Consider the following 22,865-nt stretch of genomic DNA (forward strand, 5'->3'; position numbering starts at 1 on the left):
CGTGCGACCTCCCCCCGGCCCGCCGGCCCTCAATAATCCCGCTCGAAGAACACCCCGATCGTCGAGTTGCCGTCGCTCCCCACCGATCCGCGCACCGTCAGGTTGTCCGTCACGTCGAGGTTGATCTGCGCCTTGGTGTCCCCGCCCGTGCCGGTCTGCACGTCGAGATAGATGTTGTCGTCGATATACGTCCCCGCCCGCAAAGCCGTCGAGCCGTCGTCCTCGGTGACGATGTCGAGGTCGTCGAACCCGATCGCCCCGCGCAGCTGCTCGAGGATCCCCGGACCGCCCCCCCGCCCGGCAAGCTCCGCCGCCGTCGCCGCCAGCTCGGCGATCTGGAACGGCGACAGCTGCGAGACGCTCTGGTTGAAGATCACCCGCGCCAGCACCTCGTCCTCCGGCAACGCCGGCTGCGACGAGAAATGGATCTCCGGCTGCGACACCCGCCCCGTGACCTGCACGATCGCCGTCACCCCCCGCGCCCGCGTCTGCGCCTGGAAGTCGATGATCGGGTTGAAGCTCCCGGTGAGCTGTAGCGAGCCCCGGGTGAACTCGATGCGCTGCCCGAGGATGTCGAGCCGCCCCCGCCGCAGCTCGAACTGCCCGACCGGCACGAGGTCGTTCAGCGGCCCGGTGATCCGCATCTCGCCGCCGAGCTCGACGTCGAGACCGCGCCCGCGCACGAAGATCTGGTTCGGCGCCCGGATGCGGATGTCGGCGTTGAGCGGCAGCCGCGCCGTCGCGATCTCCCGCGGCTCGTCGAGCCGCGCCCGCCGCAGCGTCTCCACCACGCCGGCGTCGGGCTTCACATGCACGACCTGCTCCAGCGTCTGCGTCACGTTGGCCCCGAGCCCCTCCGCCACCGATATCTCGGTATGCCCGAGGTCGATGCGTCCCGAGATCGTGCCGCCGCCGCGCAGCGGCCCCTCGGCGCGGAGCCGCCCGTCGACGGTCGTCGAGACGAACTGCCCGTCGGTGTAGCGCACCCCGGCGAAGGTGATCTCGAGGTTCGCCGGATTGCCGGCGGCCAGCGAGACCGTGCCCGAGGCGGTGATCGTCCCCCCCGCCGCCGGCGCCGCCCGGAAGCTCCGCACCGTGACGGTCTGCCCCTCGAAGCCGAGATCGGCCGAGATGTCCTGGAGCCGGAGGTTGGTCTGCGGATCGGTGAACGTCCCCCCCGCAAGGCTCGCCGTCCCCGAGAGCAGCGGCCGCGCCAGCGTCCCCCGCACCGTCAGGTCGAGCCGCGCCAGCCCGCGCGCCTGCGCCGCCCGGTCGGCGAGCAGCGCGTCGGCGAGCGCCAGCGGCGCCTCGCCGGTCGCGCGCATGTCGAGCCCCGGCCCCTGCAGCGGCGCCCGGCCCGAGGCCCGCAGCGCCAGCCCCTGGTCGTTGCGCGCCGTCGCCTCCGAGAGCGTCAGCACGTTGCGTAGGAACTCGCCCCGCGCCTCGACCGCGAGCGGGCTCACGCCCGCGTCGCGCAGCGGCTGCGCGGTGATCCCGGTCCCGCGCAGGTCGAAGCGTACGTCCGGCTGCGCCGTCGTGCCGCCGACCTGCGCCGTGCCCGAGACCGTGCCCCCGAGCCCGCGATTGCCGGCGACCCGGTCGAGGAGCTGCAACGGCAGCGAGGTCAGCTCCACGGCGACGTCGAGCGGGCCGGCCCCCAGCGGAACCGAGCCCGAGGCCCGCGCCGCCAGCCCCTCCGCCGCCACCTGCGCGTCGAGCCGCAGCCGCCCGTCCGAGGTCCGCCCCGAGGCGACCACCCGCGCCGGCGGCAGCCCGGCGGCCCGCGACGCCGCCGCGGCCACGCCCGCCCCGGTCACGTCGAAGGCGATGTCGGGCGCAGCGCGCGCCCCGGTGACCCGCAGCCGCCCGTCCACCTGCCCCTCGAGCCCGAGCGCCGGCTGCACGAGGCTCGCGAGCGACAGCGGCAGCCTCTGCAGGTCCACCGACACGTCGAGGCTCTCGTCCGCCTTGCCCTGCGCCGTCAGCCGCCCCCCGCCGAGGTCGAGCGCCAGCGGCGTCAGCGTCACCGTCCCGCCCGCGACCGTCACCGTCGCCGGCGCGGTCAGCCGCGCGGCCACGTCCTGCTGCAGCAGCGACAGCGTCTCCAAAGTCGCCGCAAAGCCGTCATCGAGCCGGTCGAGCGTGCCGGCGAGCCGCGCCTCGGTGCCGATGGCGAGCCGCGCGTCCGCGTCGATCCGCATCGCCCGCGGCCCGGTCTGCTCGGCCCGCGCCGACAGGCTGGTCACGTCGACGCCCCCGGCGACCAGCCCGGTCGCATCCAGTCGCCCGCGCACCAGCGGCGCGGCCAGCGCATCCTCGACATAGGCGTCGAGGTCGAGCCCGCCGAGCCGCGTCGCGCCAACCACGACGTCGCGCGCGGTCGCCGTCGCGGCGATCCCCTGCCCCGTCTCCGCCGCCTCGAAGCGCAGCGTCGCCTGCGCCGCGCCCGCCGCCTCGGCGAGCGCCAGCGCGGCGAGCGGCGCGAGGTCGGGCGCGTCGACGTTCAGCGCCCCGAGGATCGGCGCGCCCGGCTGCTGCGACAGCTCGCCGGTGATCGCGTTCGGCCCGACATGCACGTCGATGGCGCGCACCGCCCGCGCGCCCCCGGCGACGTCGACGTTGGCCGCGATGCGGATCGGCTGCCCCCCGAGCGCCCCCGCGCCCGAGATCGCCCCCGAGACGTCCGCCCCCGCGAGCTTCCCGTCGAACCCGAGCCGCGCGCCCGTCAGGTCGCGGCCGAGGAGCCGCCCCTCCGGCGCCTGCGCCTCGAACGTCACCGCGAGCGGCCGCCCCGTGCCCGACGCCCGCCCCGTCGCGGTCAGCGCCCCCTCGAGCCGCGGATCGAGCGCCGCGAGGTCCGCGAGCCGCGCCTCGATCGCAAGGTCGGTCGCCGCGCTGGTCAGCCGCCCGGTCGAGGCGATCTCCACCTGCGGATTGGCGAGGCGCAGCCCGTCGGTCCGGAACCCCTCCGCATCCCGCGCAACCCGGCCCCCGAGCGTGGTCTCGCCCGCAAGCAGCCCGTCGAGCCGCGGATCGCCCAGCCGCAGATCCTCCGCCGTCCCGTCCACCGCGAGGTCGAACGACCGGTCGAGCGGCGCGAGCTTGCCGTCGAGCCGCAGGTCCAGCTTGCCCCCCAGGTCGCGCCCCGCCAGGCCGGAGGCCGGCGCGAGGTCGGCCAGCCGCGCCGCGATCCGCCCCTCGAAGGCCGTGCCCTCCACGTCGCCCGCCGCGAACAGCGACACGTCCTTGCCCGTCGCCTGCGCCTGCCGCACCCGCAGCGGCCCCCCCGGCGGCAGCGCCGCGTCCACGAAGAGGTCGAGCCGGCTCCCCAGCACCGCCGCCACGTCCGGGTTCGCCGAGGAGACGCCCGTCGCCACCCCCTCGACCGCGAAGCTGAGGTTGCGCGTCGCCGGGTCGTTCAGGTTCTCCGCCAGCCCCCCGAGGGTCAGCGTCAGGTCCTCGACGGCGACGTCCCCTGCCGACAGCCGGTCGAGCGCCACCAGCCCGCTCCACCGCCGGCCCTCGCCATAGGCGAGATGCAGCACCGCGGAATGGATGCTGGTCGCGCCGCCCGGCACGGGCAGCACCACCGCCGGCCCGCGCGGATCCCCGAGCCGCCCGGAAAGGGTCAGGTGGTTCGGAAACCCGTCCGCCGCGGTGGCGAGCGTCCCCGTCAGGTCGAGCTCCGCCCCCTGCACCGCGAACCGGTCGAGCCGCATCCCCCCGGCCGCCAGCGCCACGCCGGCGACCTCCACCGAGGTCTCGCCCGCGAAGAACTGCCGGTAGGCCGCCGGCACGACAGGCGCCAGCCCGCCGCGGAAATCCGCCGTGAACCCCCGCCCCTCCGGCGTCGCACGCAGCCGGATGTCGCCCGTGGCGATCCGCGCCGCATCCGCGTCGAAGCTGAACGCGAGGTCGAGGTTGTCGAGCGGCCCGCCGCCCTTCAGCCGCAGGTCGATCGCCGGCCGCCCCTCGATCCCCGCCAGCGTGGCGACGACGCCCCCCGCAGGCTCGGTCAGCGCAAGGTCGAGATCGAGCACGCCCGTCGCGTTGGCGAAATCCAGGTCGAGCGCCAGCTCGCCCCCCGGCCCGTCCAGCCGCCGCACGTTCAGCGCCGCGTCGAGCGCGCCGCGCGCCAGGTCCGCCGAGCCGGTCGCCGCGAGCTGCGCCGCCTGCCCCGCCGCCGCCGGCCCGAGGTCGATCCGCGGCAGGTCGAGCTCCGCCACCCGCACCGACAGCGGCAGCTCCGGCAGCCGGAACGGCTGCGCCTCCGCCTGCTGCGGCAGCCGGTCGGCGATCCCCGCCTCGTGCGGCACGGGCCGGCGGGCGAAGTCGATCCGCTCCACCGCGAGGCGGTTGATGTCGAGCCGCCGGCGGAGCAGCGCCAGCCGCGTCCAGTCGATCTCCACCCCGGTCAGCGTAAGCCACACCCCCTCGTCGTCCGAGACGGTCAGCGAGGCGATCCGCGCCTGCGACGAGAGCGCGCCGCTCACCCCCTGCAGCCGGATCTCCCGGCCGGGCGCCGAGATGCGGCTCTGGATGAAGTTGATGATGAAGCCGTTGTCGTCCTGCCCGGACGTCTGGTCCTGGCCGACCGCCGCCACGGCGACGAGCGCAAGCAGCCCGAAGATGACGAGGAGCCGTCTCAAAACGCCTGTCCGATGCCGACATAGAAGGCGACCACGTCGTCGTCGTCGCGCGGGTTGATCGGCGTCGCCACGTCGAGCCGGATCGGCCCGAGCCCGGTGAAGTACCGCAACCCCGCCCCGGCGCCGACCCGCACGTCGGTGTCGTCGCTCGTGAAGCTCGACGAGGCCGAGACGAAGCCGGCGTCGACGAAGCCCACGGCCCCGAAGCGGTCGTTGATGCGGAACCGCGCCTCGCCCGAGCCCTCGACGAGGCTCCGCCCGCCGACCACGCCGGTGTCGCCGTCCGGCTCGGTATAGTCGACGCCGACCGAGCGATAGGCGTAGCCGCGGATCGACCCGGCGCCGCCCGCGAAGAACAGCTTGTCCGGCGGGCTCTCCCGGTCGGACGGCCCGACGAAGCTCCCCGCCTTGGCCCGCGCCGCCAGCACGAAGCGCCGCTCCTCGCCGAAGCCGTGGTAGATCCGCCCCTCCAGCGTCCCCCGCGCCGCGGCGTTGCCGTACTCCGCCTCGTAGAACGGCTCCGCCTCCGCCGCGAGGTAGTAGCCGCGCGTCGGATCCATCACGTCGTCGCGGCGGTCGTAGGTGCCCTTGCCGGTGACGCCGAACATCAGGAAGCGCCGGATCCCGAAGAAGTCGTCGAACCGCGCCCGCGTCGCGAAGGCCGAGATCTCGCCGTTCAGCCAGCGCGCATAGGTCCGCTGCAACCCGAACCGCGCCGTCAGCGACTCCTCGCGGTAGGTGTCGAGATCGAGCCGCCGCCCGGTCAGCGAGGCGAAGAAGTCGACGTTCGGATTGATGACCCCCGGCCGCGTGAAGGTCACGCCTGCCTCGTAGTCGAAGTCGCCCACGTCGCCGACCACGCCGAGGCCCGTCACGCTCGCCGAGAAGCGCAGCCGCTCGGCGCGATGGAAGAGGTTGCGATGCTCCCAGAACGCCTCGACGCCGGCGCCCTCGATCGTCGACAGCGTCGCGCCGACGCCGAGCGTCCGCGCCGTGCCGTCCTGGAGCCGGACCGCCATGTCGAGCGTGCCGTCCGGCGCGATCTCCGGCGCCTCCTCGACCCGGATCGAGCTGAACACCCCGAGCCGCGCCAGCCGGTCCTCGGCCGCCTTCACCCGGTCGGGATCGAAGCTGTCGCCGGGGGTGAGGTCCGCCATGTAGGCCACGAAGCCCGGATCCACCCGCTGCGTGCCGCTGACGCTCGTCCGCCCGAACCTCGCCGGCCGGCCGGGGTCGAGGGTGATCACCACGTCGAGCTTGCTCGTCGGGTGGTCCGCCGTCACCGAGCGGTCGGTCTCGCGCGCCTTGGCCCGGCTCAGCTGCCGCCAGCGCTCGATCGCCGTCGAGGACGCCGCCGCCACGATCGCCGCGTTGGCGTCGGCGCCGGTGCGGAAGTCGTCGCCGAGGTCGTTGTCCACCTCGTCGTCCTCCGCGACCTCGCGCGGCGGCGGGTTGACGATCACCGCCTGCCCGAACTTGAACCGCGGCCCGGGCCGGATGGCGACCACGACCGGCGTCGGCCGCGGCAGGCGCGCGTCGAGCGTGAGGTCGGCCGCCTCCTGCCCGGCGAGCCGGATCGAGATCTCCGGCCCGTAATAGGCTTGGTTGTAGAGCGCCGCGAGCAGCCGCCGATAGTCGCCCCGCGAGCGCGACAGGAGCCCGCCGACCCCCGAGGCCGGCTTGTCCCGCCCCGCCCACAGCCCGGAGGCGTTCTTCAGCTGCGCCTCGAGCCCGCCGTCGCCGCCCGTCACCACGAACTGCACGTCATAGGCCAGCGGGTCGATGATCTCGAACCCCGCCTCCTGGTCCTCGCGCTCGCCCCAGAGATGGATGCCGAAGAGCGAGAACGCCTGCGCGGGCGCCGTCGCGGCGATGGCCACGGACGCCGCAACGGCGGCAAGGCGCGCTCTGCTCGTCCGACGCTTCATCCCGTACCGGCTCTGCCCTGATTTTCTTTTGCGTTTTGCGAAGCCTAGGGCATTCGTTAACCCTTGCAAGACGAAGCCCCCGACGCGGGCGATTTTTCGCGCGCGCCATGGCCGATCCGCCACCATCGCCGCGCCCGCCGCTCACCATGTCGCGCGAAGTCCCTTTACCTCGCCCCCCGCGGCTCGTAACCCGATCCGGTCCGCCACGGGCGGACCTGTGCGTGTGACGATGGAGCGAGTGATGACCGCAGCAACCCCGCAGGGCCCGCGCAAGGGCATCGTGCTCGCCGGCGGCTCGGGAACGCGGCTCTACCCGATCACCCACTCGATCTCCAAGCAGCTGCTGCCGCTCTACGACAAGCCGATGATCTACTATCCGCTGTCGGTGCTGATGCTCGCCGGCCTGCGCGAGGTGGCGATCATCACCACGCCGGCCGACCAGGACCAGTTCCGCCGGCTCCTCGGCGACGGCGGCCGCTGGGGGATGCGGATCGACTACATCGCCCAGCCCAGGCCCGACGGCCTCGCCCAGGCCTACGTGCTGGCCGAGGACTTCCTCGCCGGCGCCGGCTCGACCATGGTCCTCGGCGACAACGTCTTCTTCGGCCACGGCCTGCCGGAGATGCTGCACGCCGCCGCGGCCCGCCCCTCCGGCGGCACGGTGTTCGGCTACGCGGTGCGCGACCCCGAGCGCTACGGCGTCGTCGCCTTCGACGCCGACGGCCGCGTCCTCTCCATCGAGGAAAAACCCGAGAAGCCGAAATCGAACTTCGCGGTGACCGGCATCTACGTCCTCGACGGCGCCGCGCCCGCGCGCGCCGCCACGCTGCGGCCCTCGGCGCGCGGCGAGCTCGAGATCGCCGACCTGCTCAACCTCTACCTCGCCGAGGGCCAGCTCACCGTCGAGCGCATGGGCCGCGGCTACGCCTGGCTCGACACCGGCACCCATGCGAGCCTGCTCGACGCCGGCAACTTCGTGCGCACCATCGAGGAGCGCCAGAACCTCAAGGTCGGCTGCCCCGAGGAGATCGCCTTCCACCAGGGCTGGATCGACGCGAGCGCCCTCCGCGACCTCGCCGCGCCCTACCTCAAGACCGAATACGGCCGCTACCTCCTGCGCATCGCCGAGGGCGGCTGAGGCGTCTTCTGCTTCCCTCGCGGCAAGGTCAGTCCCGCGACGACGCCCGCCGGGCGACATGCGCATGTCTCCCGGCTCGGAGCGGAGCAGCGGGGCGAATTCGACTATGTTCTGCGAACGCGCCGACTGACCTGCCAGACGCTCGCATCCGCCCCGATCCATGTCCACCGCTCGTCCGAAGCGGACTCTGCCCGCGAGGCCCGGCGCGACAAGCGAAAGCACGGCTTTCGCCGCGCCGGCGGCCGGAGCGCGTTGGCGCGGAGGCCGGCAGGGGTCCAGATTTCCCCGTCGCCGCAATCCGTCCGTGAGCGCCCCGGCGAGCGCGGCAACGCGCTCGCCCCCCGAGGGGCTAGCAATTCACACTTCTCCTCCAGCCGCCATGGACCGAACGATATGAAGCCGATAGCTGCCCGACCGAAGCGGGCTTGCCCGCGAGGCCCGGCGCGACAAGCGAAAGCACGGCTTTCGCCGCGCCGACGGCTGGAGCGCGGTTGCGCGCGGAAGCCGTGGGGGGGCCAGATTTCCCCGTAGCGCGCCATCCGTCCGTGGTCGCCCCGGCGAGCGCGGCGACGCGCTCGCCCCCCGCAGGGGCGATCGCGGACGGATTTGCCACGGGTCAAATCCGTCTGACGGCGCCGTTGCGACCCGCTTCCTGCCGGGCTTAGTGTCGGCGCAGGTCGAAATGTCATGAGTTCACAATGAATCAAACGACATGACCCTCGTGTGCGAAACGCACGCCTTTCAATCCGGCCGGAACTCCAGCGCCACCCCGTTGATGCAGTAGCGCAGCCCCGTCGGCGGCGGCCCGTCCGGGAAGACGTGCCCGAGATGGCTGCCGCAGGTCGCGCAATGCACCTCCGTCCGCACCATGCCGTAGCTGCGGTCCGTAGTGGTCTCCACCGCCCCCGCCACCGGCTCGTTGAAGCTCGGCCAGCCGGTGCCGCTCTCGAACTTGCGCCCGCCCGCGAAAAGCGGCGTGTCGCAGCCGGCGCAGACGAAGCTCCCCGCCCGCTTCTCGTGCAGGAGCGCGCAGCTCCCCGGCCGCTCCGTGCCGTGGCCCCGCATCACCGCATACTGCTCGGGCGTCAGCCGCGCGCGCCACTCCGCCTCGCTCCGCGTCACCGCGTAGGTCTTCTCCGTCGTCGCCATCTCCGGCTCCCTCCGCTCGGGTCGCTCAGGAATGTCGCCGCCGCGGCCGCGGTTTCAAGGGGCCTGCACGCCGGCGCTACTCGCCCTGCACGTCGAGCCGGCCGCTGACCCAGACCGCGATGATCGTGCAGATCGCGCCGGACAGCAGATAGGCGCCCGACGAGGCCAGCCCGAAATGCGTGGCGAGGAACAGCGCCACCAGCGGCGCGAACCCCGCCCCGAACATCCACGCCAGATCCGAGGTCAGCGCCGAGGCGGTGTAGCGATACCGCCGGGTGAACCGCGACGCCACCGCGCCCGAGGACTGCCCGAACGACAGCCCGAGCAGCGCGAAGCCCAGCACCATGTAGAGGAACTCGCCCACCTGCCCGCCGTCGAGCAGCACCGGCGCCACCAGCGCGAAGACCGCGATGGCGATGGCGCAGGCGAGCAGCAGCCGCCGCCGCCCGATCAGGTCGGCCAGCGCCCCCGAGGCGATGATCGCGGCGAGGCCGAGCAACGCCGTGCCGATCTCGATCCCGAGGAACCCGGTCAGCTGGTGCTCCGAGGTAAGGTAGACCCACGACAGCGGGAACACCGTGACCATGTGGAAGAGCGCGAAGGTGGCGAGCGGCGTGAAGGCGCCGATCAGGATGTTGACCCCCTCCGCCTGCAACGTCTCGCGCACCCGCGTCGGTTGCAGCTCGAGGTTCTCGAACTGCGCCGCATATTCCGGCGTCACCACGATGCGCAGCCGCGCGAACAGCGCCACCACGTTGATCGCGAAGGCGACGAAGAACGGATACCGCCAGCCCCATTCCAGGAAGTCCTGCTCCGACAGGCCGGTGATCAGGTAGATGAAGAGCGCGCTCGCGACGAAGAGCCCCACCGGCGCCCCGAGCTGCGGGATCATCGCATACCAGCCGCGCTTGTTCTCCGGCGCGTTCATCGCCAGGAGCGACGCCAGCCCGTCCCAGGTCCCGCCGAGCGCGATCCCCTGCGCCAGCCGCATCGTCGCGAGGATGACGATCGCATAGCCGCCCGCCACCGAATAATCCGGCGCGAAGGCGATGCCGGCCGTGGCGCAGCCGAGCAGGAACAGCGCCAGCGTCAGCTTGACGCCCCGCCCCCAGCGCCGGTCGATCGCCATGAAGATCAGCGTCCCGAACGGCCGGGCGATGAAGGCGAGCGCAAAGACCGCGAAGGACCACATCATCGCCGCCGTCGGCTCGGCGAAGGGGAACATCACCCGCGGGAAGACCAGCACCGAGGCGATGGCGTAGACGAAGAAATCGAAGAACTCCGAGCTGCGCCCGATGATCACGCCCACCGCGATCTCGACGGGGCTGGTCTCGTGGCGGCCCTCGGCCCCGCCCGCGCCGGCCGTCTCGTAGCTCATCGCGAGCGCCTCCACAAAACGACGGACCTGCTCGGAAAAGGCCCATCCGAATCTCCTTATACCTGTCGCATCGGGTTATGCTAACGGGGAATCAGGCCCGCGGCCCAAGCGCGGGCGGACGTGCGTGGACAGGGGGCGCGACATGCGACGAACGAAACTCCTGGCCCTGCTGGCGGTCCCCCTCCTCGCTGGATGCGACATGGTGGTGCTCTCGCCCTCGGGCTACATCGCGGCCCGCCAGCGCGACCTGCTCCTCACCTCCACCCTGCTGATGCTCGTCATCATCATCCCGGTCATGGTGCTCATCGCCTTCTTCGCCTGGCGCTACAGCGCCAGGCGCGGGGCGCGCTACGAGCCCGACTGGAGCCACTCGACCGGGCTCGAGCTGCTGATCTGGGCGGCGCCGCTGATGATCATCATCTGCCTCGGCGCGATCACCTGGGTCGGCACCCACCTCCTCGACCCGTTCCGCCCGCTCGAGCACATCGGCGAGCGCAGGCCGGTGCCGGCCAACGAGACGCCGCTCGAGATCGAGGTGGTGGCGCTCGACTGGAAATGGCTGTTCATCTACCCCGAGCAGGGCATCGCCACCGTCAACGACGTCGCCGCCCCGATCGACCGCCCGATCCGGTTCCGGCTCACCTCGGCCTCGGTGATGAACGCCTTCTACGTCCCCGCGCTGGCCGGGATGATCTACGCCATGCCGGCGATGGAATCGCAGCTCCACGCGGTGATGAACGTCCCCGGCGAGTACGACGGCTTCTCCTCCAACTACAGCGGCGCCGGCTTCTCCGGGATGCGCTTCCGCTTCCACGGGCTCGAGCGGGCCGACTTCGACGTCTGGGTCGCCAAGGCCCGCATCGCCGGCGACGGCGCCCTCGACCTCGCCCGCTACCGCGAGCTCGCCGCCCCGAGCGAGAACGTCCCGGTCATGAGCTTCGACGACGTCGACCCCGACCTCTTCCGCCGCATCCTCAACCGCTGCGTCGAGGACGGGCGGATGTGCATCGACGAGATGACGGCGCTCGACGCCCGCGGCGGCACGGGCTTCTCCGGCACGATCAACACCGTCCCCGACGCGACCCGCCAGGCCAGCGCCATCGGGACCGCGCCCTTCTACGTCCGGTCGTTCTGCACCATCGCCGACGCCGAGGCGGACTACGGCCCGCAGGGCCTCGTGCTGCTCGACCCGCCGCCCCCCGCCGCCCTGCCGGCGGCCGGCGGCGACGCCAAAGAAACCCTCTGAGCCGGGCAGGACCTGACAATGGCCGTTGAACACTTCGTCGCGCCCGAGACCAGCTTCCTCTTCGGCCGCCTGACCTGGGCCGCCATCCCGACCGAGCCGATCGTGCTCGCCACCTTCGTCGTCGTCGCCCTGGGCGGCGTCGCCCTCGTCGCGGCCCTCACCTATTTCCGCCTCTGGGGCTACCTCTGGAACGAGTGGTTCACCAGCGTCGACCACAAGAAGATCGGGATCATGTACATGATCCTTGGCCTGATCATGCTGCTCCGCGGCTTCGCCGACGCGGTGATGATGCGGCTCCAGCAGGCCTGGGCCTTCAACGGCTCCGAGGGCTACCTCAACGCCCACCACTACGACCAGATCTTCACCGCCCACGGCGTCATCATGATCTTCTTCGTGGCGATGCCCTTCGTCACCGGCATGATGAACCTGATCATGCCGCTGCAGATCGGCGCCCGCGACGTCGCCTTCCCCTTCCTCAACAACTTCAGCTTCTGGATGACGGTCGGCGGCGCGGTCATCGTCATGGCCTCGCTCTTCGTCGGCGAGTTCGCCCAGACCGGCTGGCTCGCCTACCCGCCGCTCTCCGGCATCGACGCGTCGCCCTACGTCGGGGTCGACTACTACATCTGGGGGCTACAGGTCGCCGGCGTCGGAACCACGCTCTCCGGCATCAACCTGATCGTGACCATCGTGAAGATGCGCTGCCCCGGCATGACCATGATGCGCATGCCGATCTTCACCTGGACGGCGCTCTGCGCCAACGTCCTGATCGTGGCGATCTTCCCCGTCCTCGCCGCGACCCTCGTCCTCCTCGCCGCCGACCGCTACGTCGGCACCAACTTCTTCACCGCCGACAACGGCGGCAACCCGATGATGTACGTCAACCTCATCTGGATCTGGGGCCACCCGGAGGTCTACGTGCTGGTCCTGCCGGCCTTCGGCATCTTCTCCGAGGTGACCGCGACCTTCTGCCGCAAGCCGCTCTTCGGCTATTCCTCGATGGTCTACGCCACGGTCTGCATCACGGTGCTCTCCTACATCGTCTGGCTCCACCACTTCTTCACCATGGGCTCCGGGGCGAGCGTCAACTCGTTCTTCGGCATCGCCACGATGATCATCTCGATCCCGACGGGGGCGAAGATCTTCAACTGGCTCTTCACCATGTATCACGGCCGCATCCACTACGAGCTGCCGATGATGTGGACGGTCGCCTTCATGCTGACCTTCGCCATCGGCGGCATGACCGGGGTGATGCTCGCCGTGCCGCCGGCCGACTTCGTGCTGCACAACTCGCTCTTCCTCGTCGCCCACTTCCACAACGTCATCATCGGCGGCGTGCTCTTCGGCCTCTTCGCCGGCATCTACTACTGGTGGCCCAAGGCCTTCGGCTTCCGCCTCGAGCCGTTCTGGGGCAAGGTCTCGTTCTGGTGCTGGGTCGCGGGCTTCTGGGTGGCCTTCACGCCGCTCTACGTGCTCGGGCTGATGGGCGTCACCCGCCGGATGCGCGTCTTCGACGATCCCGACCTGCAGATCTGGTTCCTGATCGCGGCGCTCGGCGCCCTGCTGGTCGCCTGCGGCATCGCCGCCTTCATCGTGCAGATCGGCGTCTCGATCTGGAAGCGCGACGAGCTCCGCGACGAGACCGGCGACCCCTGGGACGGCCGCACCCTCGAATGGGCAACCTCCTCGCCGCCGCCCGCCTACAACTTCGCCTTCACCCCCGTCGTCCACGGCATCGACGCCTGGTGGGACATGAAGTCGCGCGGCTACGTCCGCCCGCTGGAGGGCTTCCGTCCGATCCACATGCCCAAGAACACCCCCTCGGGGATGCTGCTCGCCGCCTTCGCCACGATCTGCGCGCTGGCGCTGATCTGGTACATCTGGTGGCTGGCGTTCCTCTCCTTCGCCGGGATCGTCGCCTCGGCGATCTGGCACACCTTCAACTACGACCGCGACTTCAACATCCCCGCCGCCGAGGTCACCGCGGTCGAGGCCGCGCGGACGCGGCAGCTCGCCGGGAGGGCGTGAGGCGATGAGCGCACCCGTCCACGCCCCCGGCGCCCCGGTCGAGTTCCACCTCCGCGAGGAGCCGCACCATCCCGAAGGCGGATCCACCCATCTCGGGTTCTGGATCTACCTGATGAGCGACTGCCTGATCTTCGCGGTGCTCTTCGCCACCTACGGCGCGCTCGGCGGCAGCCTCGCCGGCGGCCCCGGGCCCCGCGACCTCTTCGACCTCCCCATCGTCGCGCTCAACACCACGCTCCTCCTGATCTCCTCGATCACCTACGGCTTCGCCATGCTGGCGATGTATCAAGGCGACCAGAAGAACACCCTGAAATGGCTGGCGATCACCGGGGCCTTCGGCGCGGGCTTCGTCGCGGTCGAGCTCTACGAGTTCGCCCACCTGATCCACGAGGGCGCCGGGCCGCAGCGCTCCGGCTTCCTCTCCGCCTTCTTCGCGCTCGTCGGCACCCACGGGCTGCACGTCACCTTCGGCATCGTCTGGCTGATCACCCTGATGGTGCAGGTCCGCCGCCGTGGCCTGATCGCCGCCAACCAGCGCCGGATCAGCTGCCTGTCGCTGTTCTGGCACTTCCTCGACCTCGTCTGGATCGGCGTCTTCACCTTCGTCTACCTGCTGGGAGTGCTGCGATGAGCGCCGGCCACACCGACACCGCTCCCGGCCACGACGCCCATGGCGCGCACGGCGAGGAGCACGATTCCCACGCCATGCCGCACGGCACCTACCGCGAGTACATGACCGGCTTCGTGCTCGCGGTGGTCCTGACGGCGATCCCATTCATCCTGGTGATGACCCGCCTGATCCCCAGCCCCGGCTACACCGCCGCGATCGTGCTCTTCTGCGCCGTGGCGCAGATCCTCGTCCACATGATCTACTTCCTGCACATGACCCCCAAGGCCGAGGACGGCTGGCTGCTGCTCTCGACGATCTTCACCATCGTCCTCGTCGTCATCACGCTCGCCGGCTCGCTCTGGGTGGTGTTCCACCTCAACCGGAACATGATGCCCGGGATGGACGGCGCCCACGCGGAGGTCGCCGCGCCCGTGGCGGAGTGAGGCGGCGAGGGTGCTCCCGCGACGCCGCCCGCCGGGAGACATGCGCATGTCTCCCGGCTCGACGCGCAGCCGCAGGGGCAGGACCGGCGCAACTGCAAAGTAAGTCGACCGGGGCCGCGAAATGCGGCGCCGCCAACGATGCAATGATTTCCACCGCTCATATTCAGAATACTTCGAAATATATTTGCGCGCCAATCCCGATGCGCCTTCGTCACCTTGCGCAGATCCTGGCTTTCCCGGCGCACACGCGTCATGTCATTCGAGTGGCTCCAGCAGCACGACGATCCGCCGGAACGGATCGGGCGCGCCCCGCATGACCTCCCGCACCCGCGGCGCCGTCGCCGGCGCGGCCGTCCTCGCCGCGATCGCGCTCTTCCTCGGCCTCGGGGTCTGGCAGGTCGAGCGCCGCGCCTGGAAGCTCGACCTGATCGCCCGCGTCGAGGCCCGCCTCGCCGCCGACCCGGTCCCCGCCCCCGGCCCCGACGCCTGGCGCGGGCTCACCCGCGCCGCCGACGAGTACCGCCGCGTCGAGGCCACTGGGCGCTTCCTCCACGACCGCGAGACCGCCGTCCTCGCCGTCACCGAAGCGGGCCGCGGCTACTGGATCGTCACGCCGCTCGCCACCCGCGACGCCACCATCCTCGTCAACCGCGGCTTCGTCCCCGCCGACCGCCGCGACCCGGCGACCCGCCCCGCCGGCCAGGCCGAGGGCGAGGTCCGCGTCGCCGGCCTCCTCCGCCTCGGCGAGCCCGGCGGCGGCTTCCTCCGCGCCAACGACCCCGCCCGCGACCGCTGGTTCTCGCGCGACGTCGCCGCGATCGCCGCCGCGCGCGGCGTCCTCGACCCGGCCCCCTACTTCATCGACGCCGACGCCACGCCCAACCCGGGCGGCCTGCCCCTCGGCGGCCTGACCGTGGTGCGCTTCCGCAACGCCCATCTCGGCTACGCGCTGACCTGGTTCGCCCTCGCCGCCGGCCTCGCCGCCCTCGCCCTCTACGCCCGCCGCCGCCCGCCGGGCGGCTGAGCGGGTCACACTGCACACCGCCTGCCCTGCCGGATCCACGGGGCGCGCGCGCGAGCGCCGACCGCCATGGACCGAACGATATGAAGCCGATAGCCGACCGACCGAAGCGGGCTCCGCCCGCGAGGCTGCGGCGCGACAAGCGAAAGCACGGCTTTCGCCGCGCCGACGGCTGGAGCGCGTTGGCGCGGAAGCCGTGGGGGGTCCAGATTTCCCCGTAGCGCGCAATCCGTCCGTGGTCGCCCCGGCGAGCGCGGCAACGCGCTCGCCCCCCGCAGGGGCGATCGCGGACGGATTTGCCACGCGTCAAATCCGTCTGGCGTCACCGTCGCGACCTGCTTCCGGCCGGGCTTCCTCTCCACCGTCGTGCAGTGTCCGAGCGGATCACACTACACGACAGGAGCCGGTCGCCGCCCGAGGCTGCGGCGCTCGCCCCGACCGAAGCGGGCTCTGCCCGCGAGGCTGCGGCGCGACAAGCGAAAGCACGGCTTTCGCCGCGCCGACGGCCGGAGCGCGTTGGCGCGGAGGCCGTGGGGGGCGCAGATTTCCCCGTCGCGCGCAATCCGGCCGTGATCGCCCCGGCGAGCGCGGAATCGCGCTCGCCCCCCGCAGGGGCGATCGCGGACGGATTTGCCACGCGTCAAATCCGTCTGTCGTCACCGTCGCGACCTGCTTCCGGCCGGGCTTCCTCTCCACCGTCGTGCAGTGCCCGAGCGGATAAGCCCACATTAACCACTCAAGCAAAATCAACGGCTTAGCGAATATTCACGCGTGAACACCCGGCCCGGGACGCCCGGCTCAGCGCGCCGCCCGCAGCCGCGAGCCCCGCAAGAGCCCCCGCTCCTCCAGCACCGGATAGGCGATGGCCGCGAGGAGCGAGTTGATCTGCTTGAGGTCGCGGATCGTGTCGAGATGGATGGTGCTCGTCTCGAGGCTCCGCGCCTCCCCCTCGCTCAGCCGCCCGAAATGGCTGGAGCTGCTCTCCCGCTCCAGGTCGCGCAGCCGGTCCTTGTCCTCGACGATCTGCCGCGCCGTCTCCAGGTCGCGCGACACCAGCACGTTGAACGCCATGTGCGCCGTCGCCAGCACCGCGGCATGGAAGCGCACCAGCTCGTCCCAGCCGTCATGGGTGAACTCCAGCCCGTGCTTGCGCTTCTTCTGCACCAGCGCCAGCAGGTTCCGCACGATGATGTCGCCCACCTGCTCCAGCTTTATGCAGGCCCCGAGCAGCTCCTCCCGCCGCGCCGCCTCGGCCTCGCTCAACGCGGCCGGGTCGAGCTTGGCGAGGTAGAGCTTGATCGCCGCATGCTTGCGGTCCAGCCGGTCGTCGAGCGCCGCGAGCGCCCGGATCCGCTCGTCGTCCGCGTCCTCGTAGAGCTCGATGATCCCCCGCAGCATCACCTCGACGATCTCGCAGGTCCGCACCACCTCGCGGGTCGCATTCCCCAGCGCCTGCGACGGCCGCCCGATCGCCGCCTCGTCGAGGGCCGAGACCTCGGGCGCCGCCAGCGCCTCCTTCGGCCCCGCCGGCGCGCCGAGCGCCACCAGCCGCGACGAGGCCGCGAAGACCAGCCGCGACAGCGGCAGGCCCAGCACCAGGATCGCCAGGTTGAACGCCAGGTGCGCGTTGGTCACCCGCCCCGCCGCATCCGCGCCGAGGAACCCGAGCCCCGGATGGAAGGCGAGGAACAGCCCGAGCATCCCCAGCGACCCGAGCCCCCGCATCAGCAGGTTGCCGATCGGCACCACCCGCGCCGCCGGCGGCATGGCCCGCGTCAGCATCGGCGCGATCACCGAGCTGCCGAGGTTCACCCCCAGCACCAGCACGATCCCCAGATCCGGCGCGACCAGCCCCTGTCGCGACAGCGTCGCGACGAGCAGGATCGCCGCGATCGACGAATGGAAGAGCCACGTCACCACCGCCGCGATCAGGTAGGCTGTCACCGGATCGCCGGCGAAATACGCCGCCACCCCCGGCAGCGCCCGGCTCTCGCGCAGCGGCTCCGACGCCGCCCCGATCATCTCCAGCGACAGGAGCAGCAGCCCGAGCCCGACGAGGATGCGCCCGACCTGCCGGAACGCCCGCCGCTCCGTCGCCATGAAGAGCGTCGTCCCGACGACGAGCGCCGCGGGCGCGACGAGCGACAGATCGAAGGTCAGCACCTTCGCCGCCAGCGACGAGCCGACCTCGGCCCCGCGCACCGCGAGCTGCCCGGAAAGGCCGCCCACCACCCCCGAGCCGGCGAAGGACGACACGAGCAGCGTCACCGCCGTCGAGCTCTGCATCGCGAGCGCGAGCCCCGCGCCCACCAGCACCGCCATCGCCGGCCGGTCCATCACCCGCCGGAGCCGCAGCCGCAGGAGCTCGCCATAGGCCCGCTCGACCCCGGTCCGCGTCATCCGCGTCGCGTAGAGCATCAGCGCGACCGCCCCGGCGAGGTGGAGCAGGACGACCGACCCGCTCATCGCCGGCGCAGCCGCCCGCGCCCGGCGCAGGCCGGGACGGCGGAGAAGAGGAGGGATGCGGCCACGCGTGTCATGAAACTGTAATATTGCGCCGCAGCGGAGCCGGCCGCAAGGCCCCTCCCGGCGCGACGATCAGTCCCGCCCCGCCGCCACCGCCGCCACGGCCTCCGCAAAGCGCGGATCCGCCATCAGCGCCCGGCAGCGCTCGAATCGCCCGAGGCTATAGGCCCAGAAATCGTCCGCCGGATTGCCGTTCGCGTGCTGGATCAGGCCCCAGAGCGTCCACAGGAGGTCGCACATCGCCTTGTAGATCGTCATCCGCCCCGCCTCGGCCGCCGTCGGCGCGCGGTCGAGATAGGCGGCCAGCAGCCGCGCATCCATGCCGGCGTCGAACCCGCCCTCCACCGAGAGATCGCCCAGATCCCACATCGGGTCGTTGTTGCCGGCGTATTCCCAGTCGACGATCCACATCCGGTCGCCCGCATCGAGGAAGTTCTCGCAGAGCGGGTCGCAGTGGCAGGGCGCGAGCGCCGCCGGCCGCGCCGCCAGCGCCGCCCGCACCGGGCCCGCCTCCGCCACCACGTCGTGGTATCCCTCCGGCAGGCTCGCGCCCAGCCGGTCGAGATGGCCGAGATACTCGTCGATCATCGCGAAGAGCTCGAACCGGCCCGCGAAGGGCGCCGCGGTCGTGTGGAGCCGCCGGAACGCCCGCGCCGCCCGCTCCACCGCGCCGGACCGCGCGGCGAAGAGCTCGGGCGTCATCGTCGCGGCGTCGGGAACGTAGGCCGTCAGCATCACCCCGTCCGCGCCGAAATGCAGCACCTCGGGCGACACGCCCGCCGCCGCCGCGGCCCGGGCGTTCACCGCCTCGGCGGCGCGGTCGATATAGGCCTCCGTCCCCCTGCCCGGCAGCCGCAGCGCCACCGCCTCCGCGCCCTCGCCCACCCGGAAGACCCGGTTCGTCAGCCCGCCGAGCCGCGCCACCGGCGCGCCGGCGAGGCGCTCCCGGCCCGGAATGCTTGCGAGGGCCGCGGCCGGCTCCAGCTCCTGCTCTGGCTCCATCTGGTCCTCCTCCCCGCGGAGTGAGTATGATGCCGGGCGCGGCGTCAATCGCGAGGGAAGCCGATGACCGAAAAGCTCGACGCCGTCTACGGCGCCGCCAGCGCCTCCGAGATCACGCGCGCCTACGACGACTGGGCCGAGGGCTACGAGGCCGACATGCGCCGCCTCGGCTACCGCCATCCGGCGATCGGCCTCGCGCTCCTCGCCCGCCACGCGCCCCGCGGTGCGGCGCCCGTCCTCGACGCCGGCGCCGGGACGGGGCTCGTCGGCGAATGGCTCGGCCTCGTCGGCTTCCCCGTCGCCGACGCGCTCGACCTCTCCGAGGGGATGCTCGCCGTCGCCCGCCGCAAGGGCTGCTACCGCGCGCTGCACCGCGCCGCGCTCGGCGGCCCCCTCCCCTTCGCCGACGGCGCCTACGCCGCGGCCATCGCCACCGGCGTCTTCACCACCGGCCATGTCGGCGCCGAGGGGCTCGACGCGCTCGCCCGCGCCGTCAGGCCCGGCGGCGTCATCGTCCTCACCGTCAAGGAGACGATCTGGCCCGCCTTCGCCGCCCGCATCGCCGCCCTCGGCCTCGCCCTCCTCGACGAGACCCCGCCCTATCACTCGATGCCCGGCAGCGACGACCAGGTCCCCACCCGCGCCGTCGCGCTCCGCGTCCCCGGCAGCTGACCCGCGCCCGACAGGCGTGCAAAACCGCCGCGCCCCGGCTAGACAGGGCGGAAACCAGAGGGATCCCGGGAACATGGTCGACATCGCCGCCTGGCTCGACGAGCGGCCGGACATCGAGAGCGTGTTCGCCTGCGTCTGCGACCTCAACGGCCAGCTGCGCGGCAAGCGCCTGCCGGTCGCGAGCGCCCGCAAGCTCGGCGCGAGCGGCCTCCGCATGCCGCTCTCCATCATGAACGTCGACATCTGGGGCGAGGACATCGAGAACAGCGGCCTCGTCTTCGAGACCGGCGATTCCGACGGCGTCTGCGAGCCCACCGGGCGCGACCCGCTCGACATCAGCTGGACCAGCAAGCCCTCGGGCCTCGTCCACTACTGGATGTCCGACGAGCACGGCCGCCCCTTCGAGGGCGACCCGCGCCGGGCGCTCGCCGCCGTGGTCGAGCGCTACCGCCGCCTCGGCCTCACCCCGGTCGTGGCCGTCGAGCTGGAGTTCTACCTCGTCGACCCGACCGAGACCACGCCGCAGCCGCCGCGCTCGCCGCTTTCCGGGAAGCGGCTCGATTCCGACGGCGTGCTCTCCCTCGACGAGCTGCATCATTTCGACGCGCTCCTGAACGACATCTACGCCGCCTGCGCCGTCGAGGGCATCCCGGCCGACGCAGCGATCTCCGAGAACGGCGCCGGCCAGTTCGAGATCAACATGACCCACGTCCCCGACGCGCTCCGCGCCGCCGACGACGCGGTCCACTTCAAGAGCCTGGTCCGCGGCATCGCCCGCCAGCACGGGCTCGCCGGCACCTTCATGGCCAAGCCCTACGGCTTCCGCGCCGGCAGCGGGATGCACGTCCACTTCTCGCTGCTCGACGCCGCGGGCCGCAACGTCTTCGACGACGGCGGCGACGCCGGAACTCCGGTCCTCGGCCACGCCGTCGCCGGCCTCCTCGCCACCATGCAGGAATGTGCGCTCACCTTCGCGCCCCACGAGAACTCCTACCGCCGCCTCCGCCCCGGCGCCCACGCGCCCACCACCGTCGCCTGGGGCTACGAGAACCGCACCGTCTCGATCCGCATCCCCGGCGGCTCGCCGCGGGCGCGGCGCATCGAGCACCGCGTCGCCGGCGCCGACGCCAACCCCTACCTCGTCCTCGCCTCGGTCCTCGGCGGCGCGCTGATCGGCATCGAGCAGGAGCTGGCCCCGCCCGCGCCCATCGCCGGCAACGCCTACGCCCAGGACCTGCCGCAGCTCCCGCCCGACTGGGCCTCCGCCCTCGACGCCTTCGAGGACGGCCCGCACATCCCGCAGATCTACTCGCGCCGCCTCCAGCGGATGCTCCTCGAATGCAAGCGCCAGGAGCTGCGGCGCTTCTCCGAGAACGTCACCGACTTCGAGTACCACAGCTACCTCGAGGTGGTGTGATGGCCGCCGCCCCGTCCTACGCCGGCGACGGCGCCCACGCGCCGAGCTACTACGCCGCCTCCGCCAACCCCGCGCCCGACCGCCCCCCGCTCCGCGGCGACCTCGAGACCGACGTCTGCGTCCTCGGCGCCGGCTACACCGGCCTCTCGACCGCCCTCCACCTCGCCGAGAAGGGCTACCGCGTCGCCGTCGTCGAGGGCGCCCGCGTCGGCTGGGGCGCCTCGGGCCGCAACGGCGGCCAGATCGTCAACGGCTTCAACGCCAGCCTCCAGACCATCGAGCGCCGCTACGGCCGCGACGCCGCCAGCTTCGTCGCCGGCATGGTCCAGGAAGGCGGCGAGATCATCCGCGCCCGGGTCCGCGACTACGACATCCGCTGCGACCTCAAGAACGACAACGTCTTCGTCGCGCTCACCGAGGCGCACCTGCGCGGCCTGCGCGAGCGCATCGCGGTGTGGGAGAGCTTCGGCCTCCGCAACCAGGAGTTGCTCGACCGCGCCCGCCTGCGCGACTACGTCCGCTCCGACCTCTACGTCGGCGGCGCGGTCGACCATACCGGCGGCCACATCCACCCCCTGAACCTCGCCCTCGGCGAGGCGGCCGCCCTCGAGCGGAACGGCGGCGTGATCTACGAGCATTCCCCGGTGATCGCCGCCGACGTCGCCGCGCCCCGCCCCGTCCTGCGCACCGCCCAGGGCTCGATCGCCAGCCGCATCCTCGTCCTCGCCGGCAACGCCTATCTCGGCGCGGTCGTGCCGGCGCTCGCCCCGAGGGTCATGCCGGTCTCGACCCAGATCATGGCGACGAAGCCGCTCGGCGAGGAGCTCGCGCAGTCCCTGCTGCCGGGCGACGCCTGCGTCGAGGACGTGCGCTGGATCCTCGACTACTACCGCCTCTCCGCCGACAAGCGCCTGCTCTTCGGCGGCGGCACCGTCTACGGCGGCACCGACCCGAAGGACATCGTGGCGAAGCTCCGCCCCAACCTCGACAAGGTGTTCCCCCAGCTCCGCGGCGTGCAGATCGACTACGCCTGGAGCGGCAACTTCGCGCTCTCCTACACGCGCGTCCCGCAGATCGGCCGCCTGAACGCCAACGTCTACTTCGGCCACGGCGACAGCGGCCACGGCGTCACCGGCACCCACGCCTTCGGCCGCATCCTCGCCGAGGCGATCGACGGCGACACGTCCCGCTTCGACGTCTTCGCCGCGATGCCCTGGGTCCCCTTCCCCGGCGGCCAGGCCCTGCGCGTCCCCTATTCCGTCATGGGCTCGTGGTGGTACGGCCTCCGCGACCGCCTCGGCGTGTGATACCAGCTTCGGCGTTCAGCTCCCGACCTTCCCTCCCCGCGTCGCCGCCCCTCCCGAGCGGCAAGGTCCGTCCCGCGACGCCGCCCGCCGGGTGACATGCGCATGTCACCCGGCTCGACGCGGAGCGGCCGGAGCAGGGACGGCGGAACCTCGAAGTGAGTCGCACGGCGCCGCGAAATGCGGCGCTGATAACGATGCAATGATTTTTACCGTTCATATTCAAAATATTTCGAAATATATTTGCGCGCAAATTCCGGGCACAGGCAGGCACGCCCGCAATTCTCTTTACTCCGTCATTCTCCCCCGATCAACTTCGGCACGCCCGGACCTGTCGATTCCGCCGGCCAAACG

At 72.0% G+C, this 22,865-nt stretch carries 15 protein-coding genes; 9 read left to right on the forward strand and 6 right to left on the reverse strand.

The window, feature by feature from the left end; all coding sequences use genetic code 11:
* Window positions 1-29: 29 nt before the first annotated feature.
* Entirely contained in the window at window positions 30-4,649 is a 4,620-nt protein-coding gene (locus KBB57_RS05975) for a translocation/assembly module TamB domain-containing protein (RefSeq protein WP_290747628.1), read from the reverse strand.
* Window positions 4,646-6,529 carry an autotransporter assembly complex family protein gene (locus KBB57_RS05980; protein WP_290747629.1) on the reverse strand — a complete coding sequence of 628 codons (1,884 nt, stop codon included), beginning with the start codon at window positions 6,527-6,529 and terminating at the stop codon, window positions 4,646-4,648. Before KBB57_RS05980 ends, KBB57_RS05975 begins: the two co-directional genes overlap by 4 nt.
* Before the next feature lie 289 nt (window positions 6,530-6,818).
* On the opposite strand from KBB57_RS05980, the gene rfbA reads away from it, so the two are divergent.
* Window positions 6,819-7,715, forward strand: a complete 897-nt coding sequence (gene rfbA, locus KBB57_RS05985; protein ID WP_290747630.1) for a glucose-1-phosphate thymidylyltransferase RfbA — start codon at window positions 6,819-6,821, stop codon at window positions 7,713-7,715.
* A 741-nt stretch (window positions 7,716-8,456) separates the two neighbouring features.
* On the opposite strand, the gene msrB is transcribed toward rfbA, so the two are convergent.
* Both msrB and KBB57_RS05995 read right to left on the reverse strand, forming a co-directional pair.
* The gene (gene msrB / locus KBB57_RS05990) at window positions 8,457-8,864 is read right to left on the reverse strand and encodes a peptide-methionine (R)-S-oxide reductase MsrB (protein WP_290747631.1); all 408 of its coding nucleotides are present in this window, start codon (window positions 8,862-8,864) and stop codon (window positions 8,457-8,459) included.
* Between the two features lie 76 nt (window positions 8,865-8,940).
* Entirely contained in the window at window positions 8,941-10,242 is a 1,302-nt protein-coding gene (locus KBB57_RS05995) for an MFS transporter (RefSeq protein WP_290747632.1), read from the reverse strand.
* A gap of 142 nt (window positions 10,243-10,384) precedes the next feature.
* Here KBB57_RS05995 and cyoA point away from each other — a divergent pair, with 142 nt between their 5' ends.
* The 5 genes from cyoA (at window position 10,385) to KBB57_RS06020 (ending at window position 15,593) form a co-directional block, all read left to right on the forward strand.
* A complete protein-coding gene (gene cyoA, locus KBB57_RS06000; RefSeq protein WP_290747633.1) occupies window positions 10,385-11,488 on the forward strand; it encodes a ubiquinol oxidase subunit II in 1,104 nt (367 codons plus the stop codon).
* A gap of 18 nt (window positions 11,489-11,506) precedes the next feature.
* Window positions 11,507-13,516 carry a cytochrome o ubiquinol oxidase subunit I gene (gene cyoB, locus KBB57_RS06005; protein ID WP_290747634.1) on the forward strand — a complete coding sequence of 670 codons (2,010 nt, stop codon included), beginning with the start codon at window positions 11,507-11,509 and terminating at the stop codon, window positions 13,514-13,516.
* 4 nt (window positions 13,517-13,520) lie between these two features.
* On the forward strand, window positions 13,521-14,147 hold the full coding sequence (cyoC, locus tag KBB57_RS06010; protein WP_290747635.1) for a cytochrome o ubiquinol oxidase subunit III: 627 nt from the start codon (window positions 13,521-13,523) through the stop codon (window positions 14,145-14,147).
* The gene (cyoD, locus tag KBB57_RS06015) at window positions 14,144-14,569 is read left to right on the forward strand and encodes a cytochrome o ubiquinol oxidase subunit IV (protein WP_290747636.1); all 426 of its coding nucleotides are present in this window, start codon (window positions 14,144-14,146) and stop codon (window positions 14,567-14,569) included. Before cyoC ends, cyoD begins: the two co-directional genes overlap by 4 nt.
* 313 nt (window positions 14,570-14,882) lie before the next feature.
* Entirely contained in the window at window positions 14,883-15,593 is a 711-nt protein-coding gene (locus KBB57_RS06020; RefSeq protein WP_290747637.1) for an SURF1 family protein, read from the forward strand.
* A gap of 795 nt (window positions 15,594-16,388) precedes the next feature.
* Here KBB57_RS06020 and KBB57_RS06025 read toward each other — a convergent pair.
* Both KBB57_RS06025 and KBB57_RS06030 read right to left on the reverse strand, forming a co-directional pair.
* Window positions 16,389-18,056 carry a Na/Pi cotransporter family protein gene (locus KBB57_RS06025; RefSeq protein ID WP_290747638.1) on the reverse strand — a complete coding sequence of 556 codons (1,668 nt, stop codon included), beginning with the start codon at window positions 18,054-18,056 and terminating at the stop codon, window positions 16,389-16,391.
* 132 nt (window positions 18,057-18,188) lie between these two features.
* The gene (locus KBB57_RS06030; RefSeq protein ID WP_290747639.1) at window positions 18,189-19,118 is read right to left on the reverse strand and encodes a choline/ethanolamine kinase family protein; all 930 of its coding nucleotides are present in this window, start codon (window positions 19,116-19,118) and stop codon (window positions 18,189-18,191) included.
* A 63-nt stretch (window positions 19,119-19,181) separates the two neighbouring features.
* On the opposite strand from KBB57_RS06030, the gene KBB57_RS06035 reads away from it, so the two are divergent.
* The 3 genes from KBB57_RS06035 (at window position 19,182) to KBB57_RS06045 (ending at window position 22,514) form a co-directional block, all read left to right on the forward strand.
* On the forward strand, window positions 19,182-19,790 hold the full coding sequence (locus KBB57_RS06035) for a class I SAM-dependent methyltransferase (protein WP_290747640.1): 609 nt from the start codon (window positions 19,182-19,184) through the stop codon (window positions 19,788-19,790).
* Window positions 19,791-19,863: 73 nt separating this feature from the next.
* The gene (locus tag KBB57_RS06040) at window positions 19,864-21,207 is read left to right on the forward strand and encodes a glutamine synthetase family protein (protein WP_290747641.1); all 1,344 of its coding nucleotides are present in this window, start codon (window positions 19,864-19,866) and stop codon (window positions 21,205-21,207) included.
* On the forward strand, window positions 21,207-22,514 hold the full coding sequence (locus KBB57_RS06045) for an FAD-binding oxidoreductase (RefSeq protein WP_290747642.1): 1,308 nt from the start codon (window positions 21,207-21,209) through the stop codon (window positions 22,512-22,514). The genes KBB57_RS06040 and KBB57_RS06045 overlap by 1 nt, the downstream gene beginning before the upstream one ends.
* Window positions 22,515-22,865 lie beyond the last annotated feature (351 nt).

This window comes from Amaricoccus sp. (assembly GCF_017993425.1).
Taxonomy (GTDB): domain Bacteria; phylum Pseudomonadota; class Alphaproteobacteria; order Rhodobacterales; family Rhodobacteraceae; genus Amaricoccus.

Bases quoted from the DNA above. Each gene is read 5' to 3' on its own strand.
- msrB (WP_290747631.1), bottom strand. From the start codon at position 8,864: ATGGCGACGACGGAGAAGACCTACGCGGTGACGCGGAGCGAGGCGGAG.
- KBB57_RS06020 (WP_290747637.1), top strand. From the start codon at position 14,883: ATGACCTCCCGCACCCGCGGCGCCGTCGCCGGCGCGGCCGTCCTCGCC.
- KBB57_RS06045 (WP_290747642.1), top strand. From the start codon at position 21,207: ATGGCCGCCGCCCCGTCCTACGCCGGCGACGGCGCCCACGCGCCGAGC.
- cyoD (WP_290747636.1), top strand. From the start codon at position 14,144: ATGAGCGCCGGCCACACCGACACCGCTCCCGGCCACGACGCCCATGGC.
- KBB57_RS06030 (WP_290747639.1), bottom strand. From the start codon at position 19,118: ATGGAGCCAGAGCAGGAGCTGGAGCCGGCCGCGGCCCTCGCAAGCATT.
- cyoB (WP_290747634.1), top strand. From the start codon at position 11,507: ATGGCCGTTGAACACTTCGTCGCGCCCGAGACCAGCTTCCTCTTCGGC.
- cyoA (WP_290747633.1), top strand. From the start codon at position 10,385: ATGCGACGAACGAAACTCCTGGCCCTGCTGGCGGTCCCCCTCCTCGCT.
- rfbA (WP_290747630.1), top strand. From the start codon at position 6,819: ATGACCGCAGCAACCCCGCAGGGCCCGCGCAAGGGCATCGTGCTCGCC.
- KBB57_RS06035 (WP_290747640.1), top strand. From the start codon at position 19,182: ATGACCGAAAAGCTCGACGCCGTCTACGGCGCCGCCAGCGCCTCCGAG.
- KBB57_RS06025 (WP_290747638.1), bottom strand. From the start codon at position 18,056: ATGAGCGGGTCGGTCGTCCTGCTCCACCTCGCCGGGGCGGTCGCGCTG.
- KBB57_RS06040 (WP_290747641.1), top strand. From the start codon at position 19,864: ATGGTCGACATCGCCGCCTGGCTCGACGAGCGGCCGGACATCGAGAGC.
- cyoC (WP_290747635.1), top strand. From the start codon at position 13,521: ATGAGCGCACCCGTCCACGCCCCCGGCGCCCCGGTCGAGTTCCACCTC.
- KBB57_RS05995 (WP_290747632.1), bottom strand. From the start codon at position 10,242: ATGAGCTACGAGACGGCCGGCGCGGGCGGGGCCGAGGGCCGCCACGAG.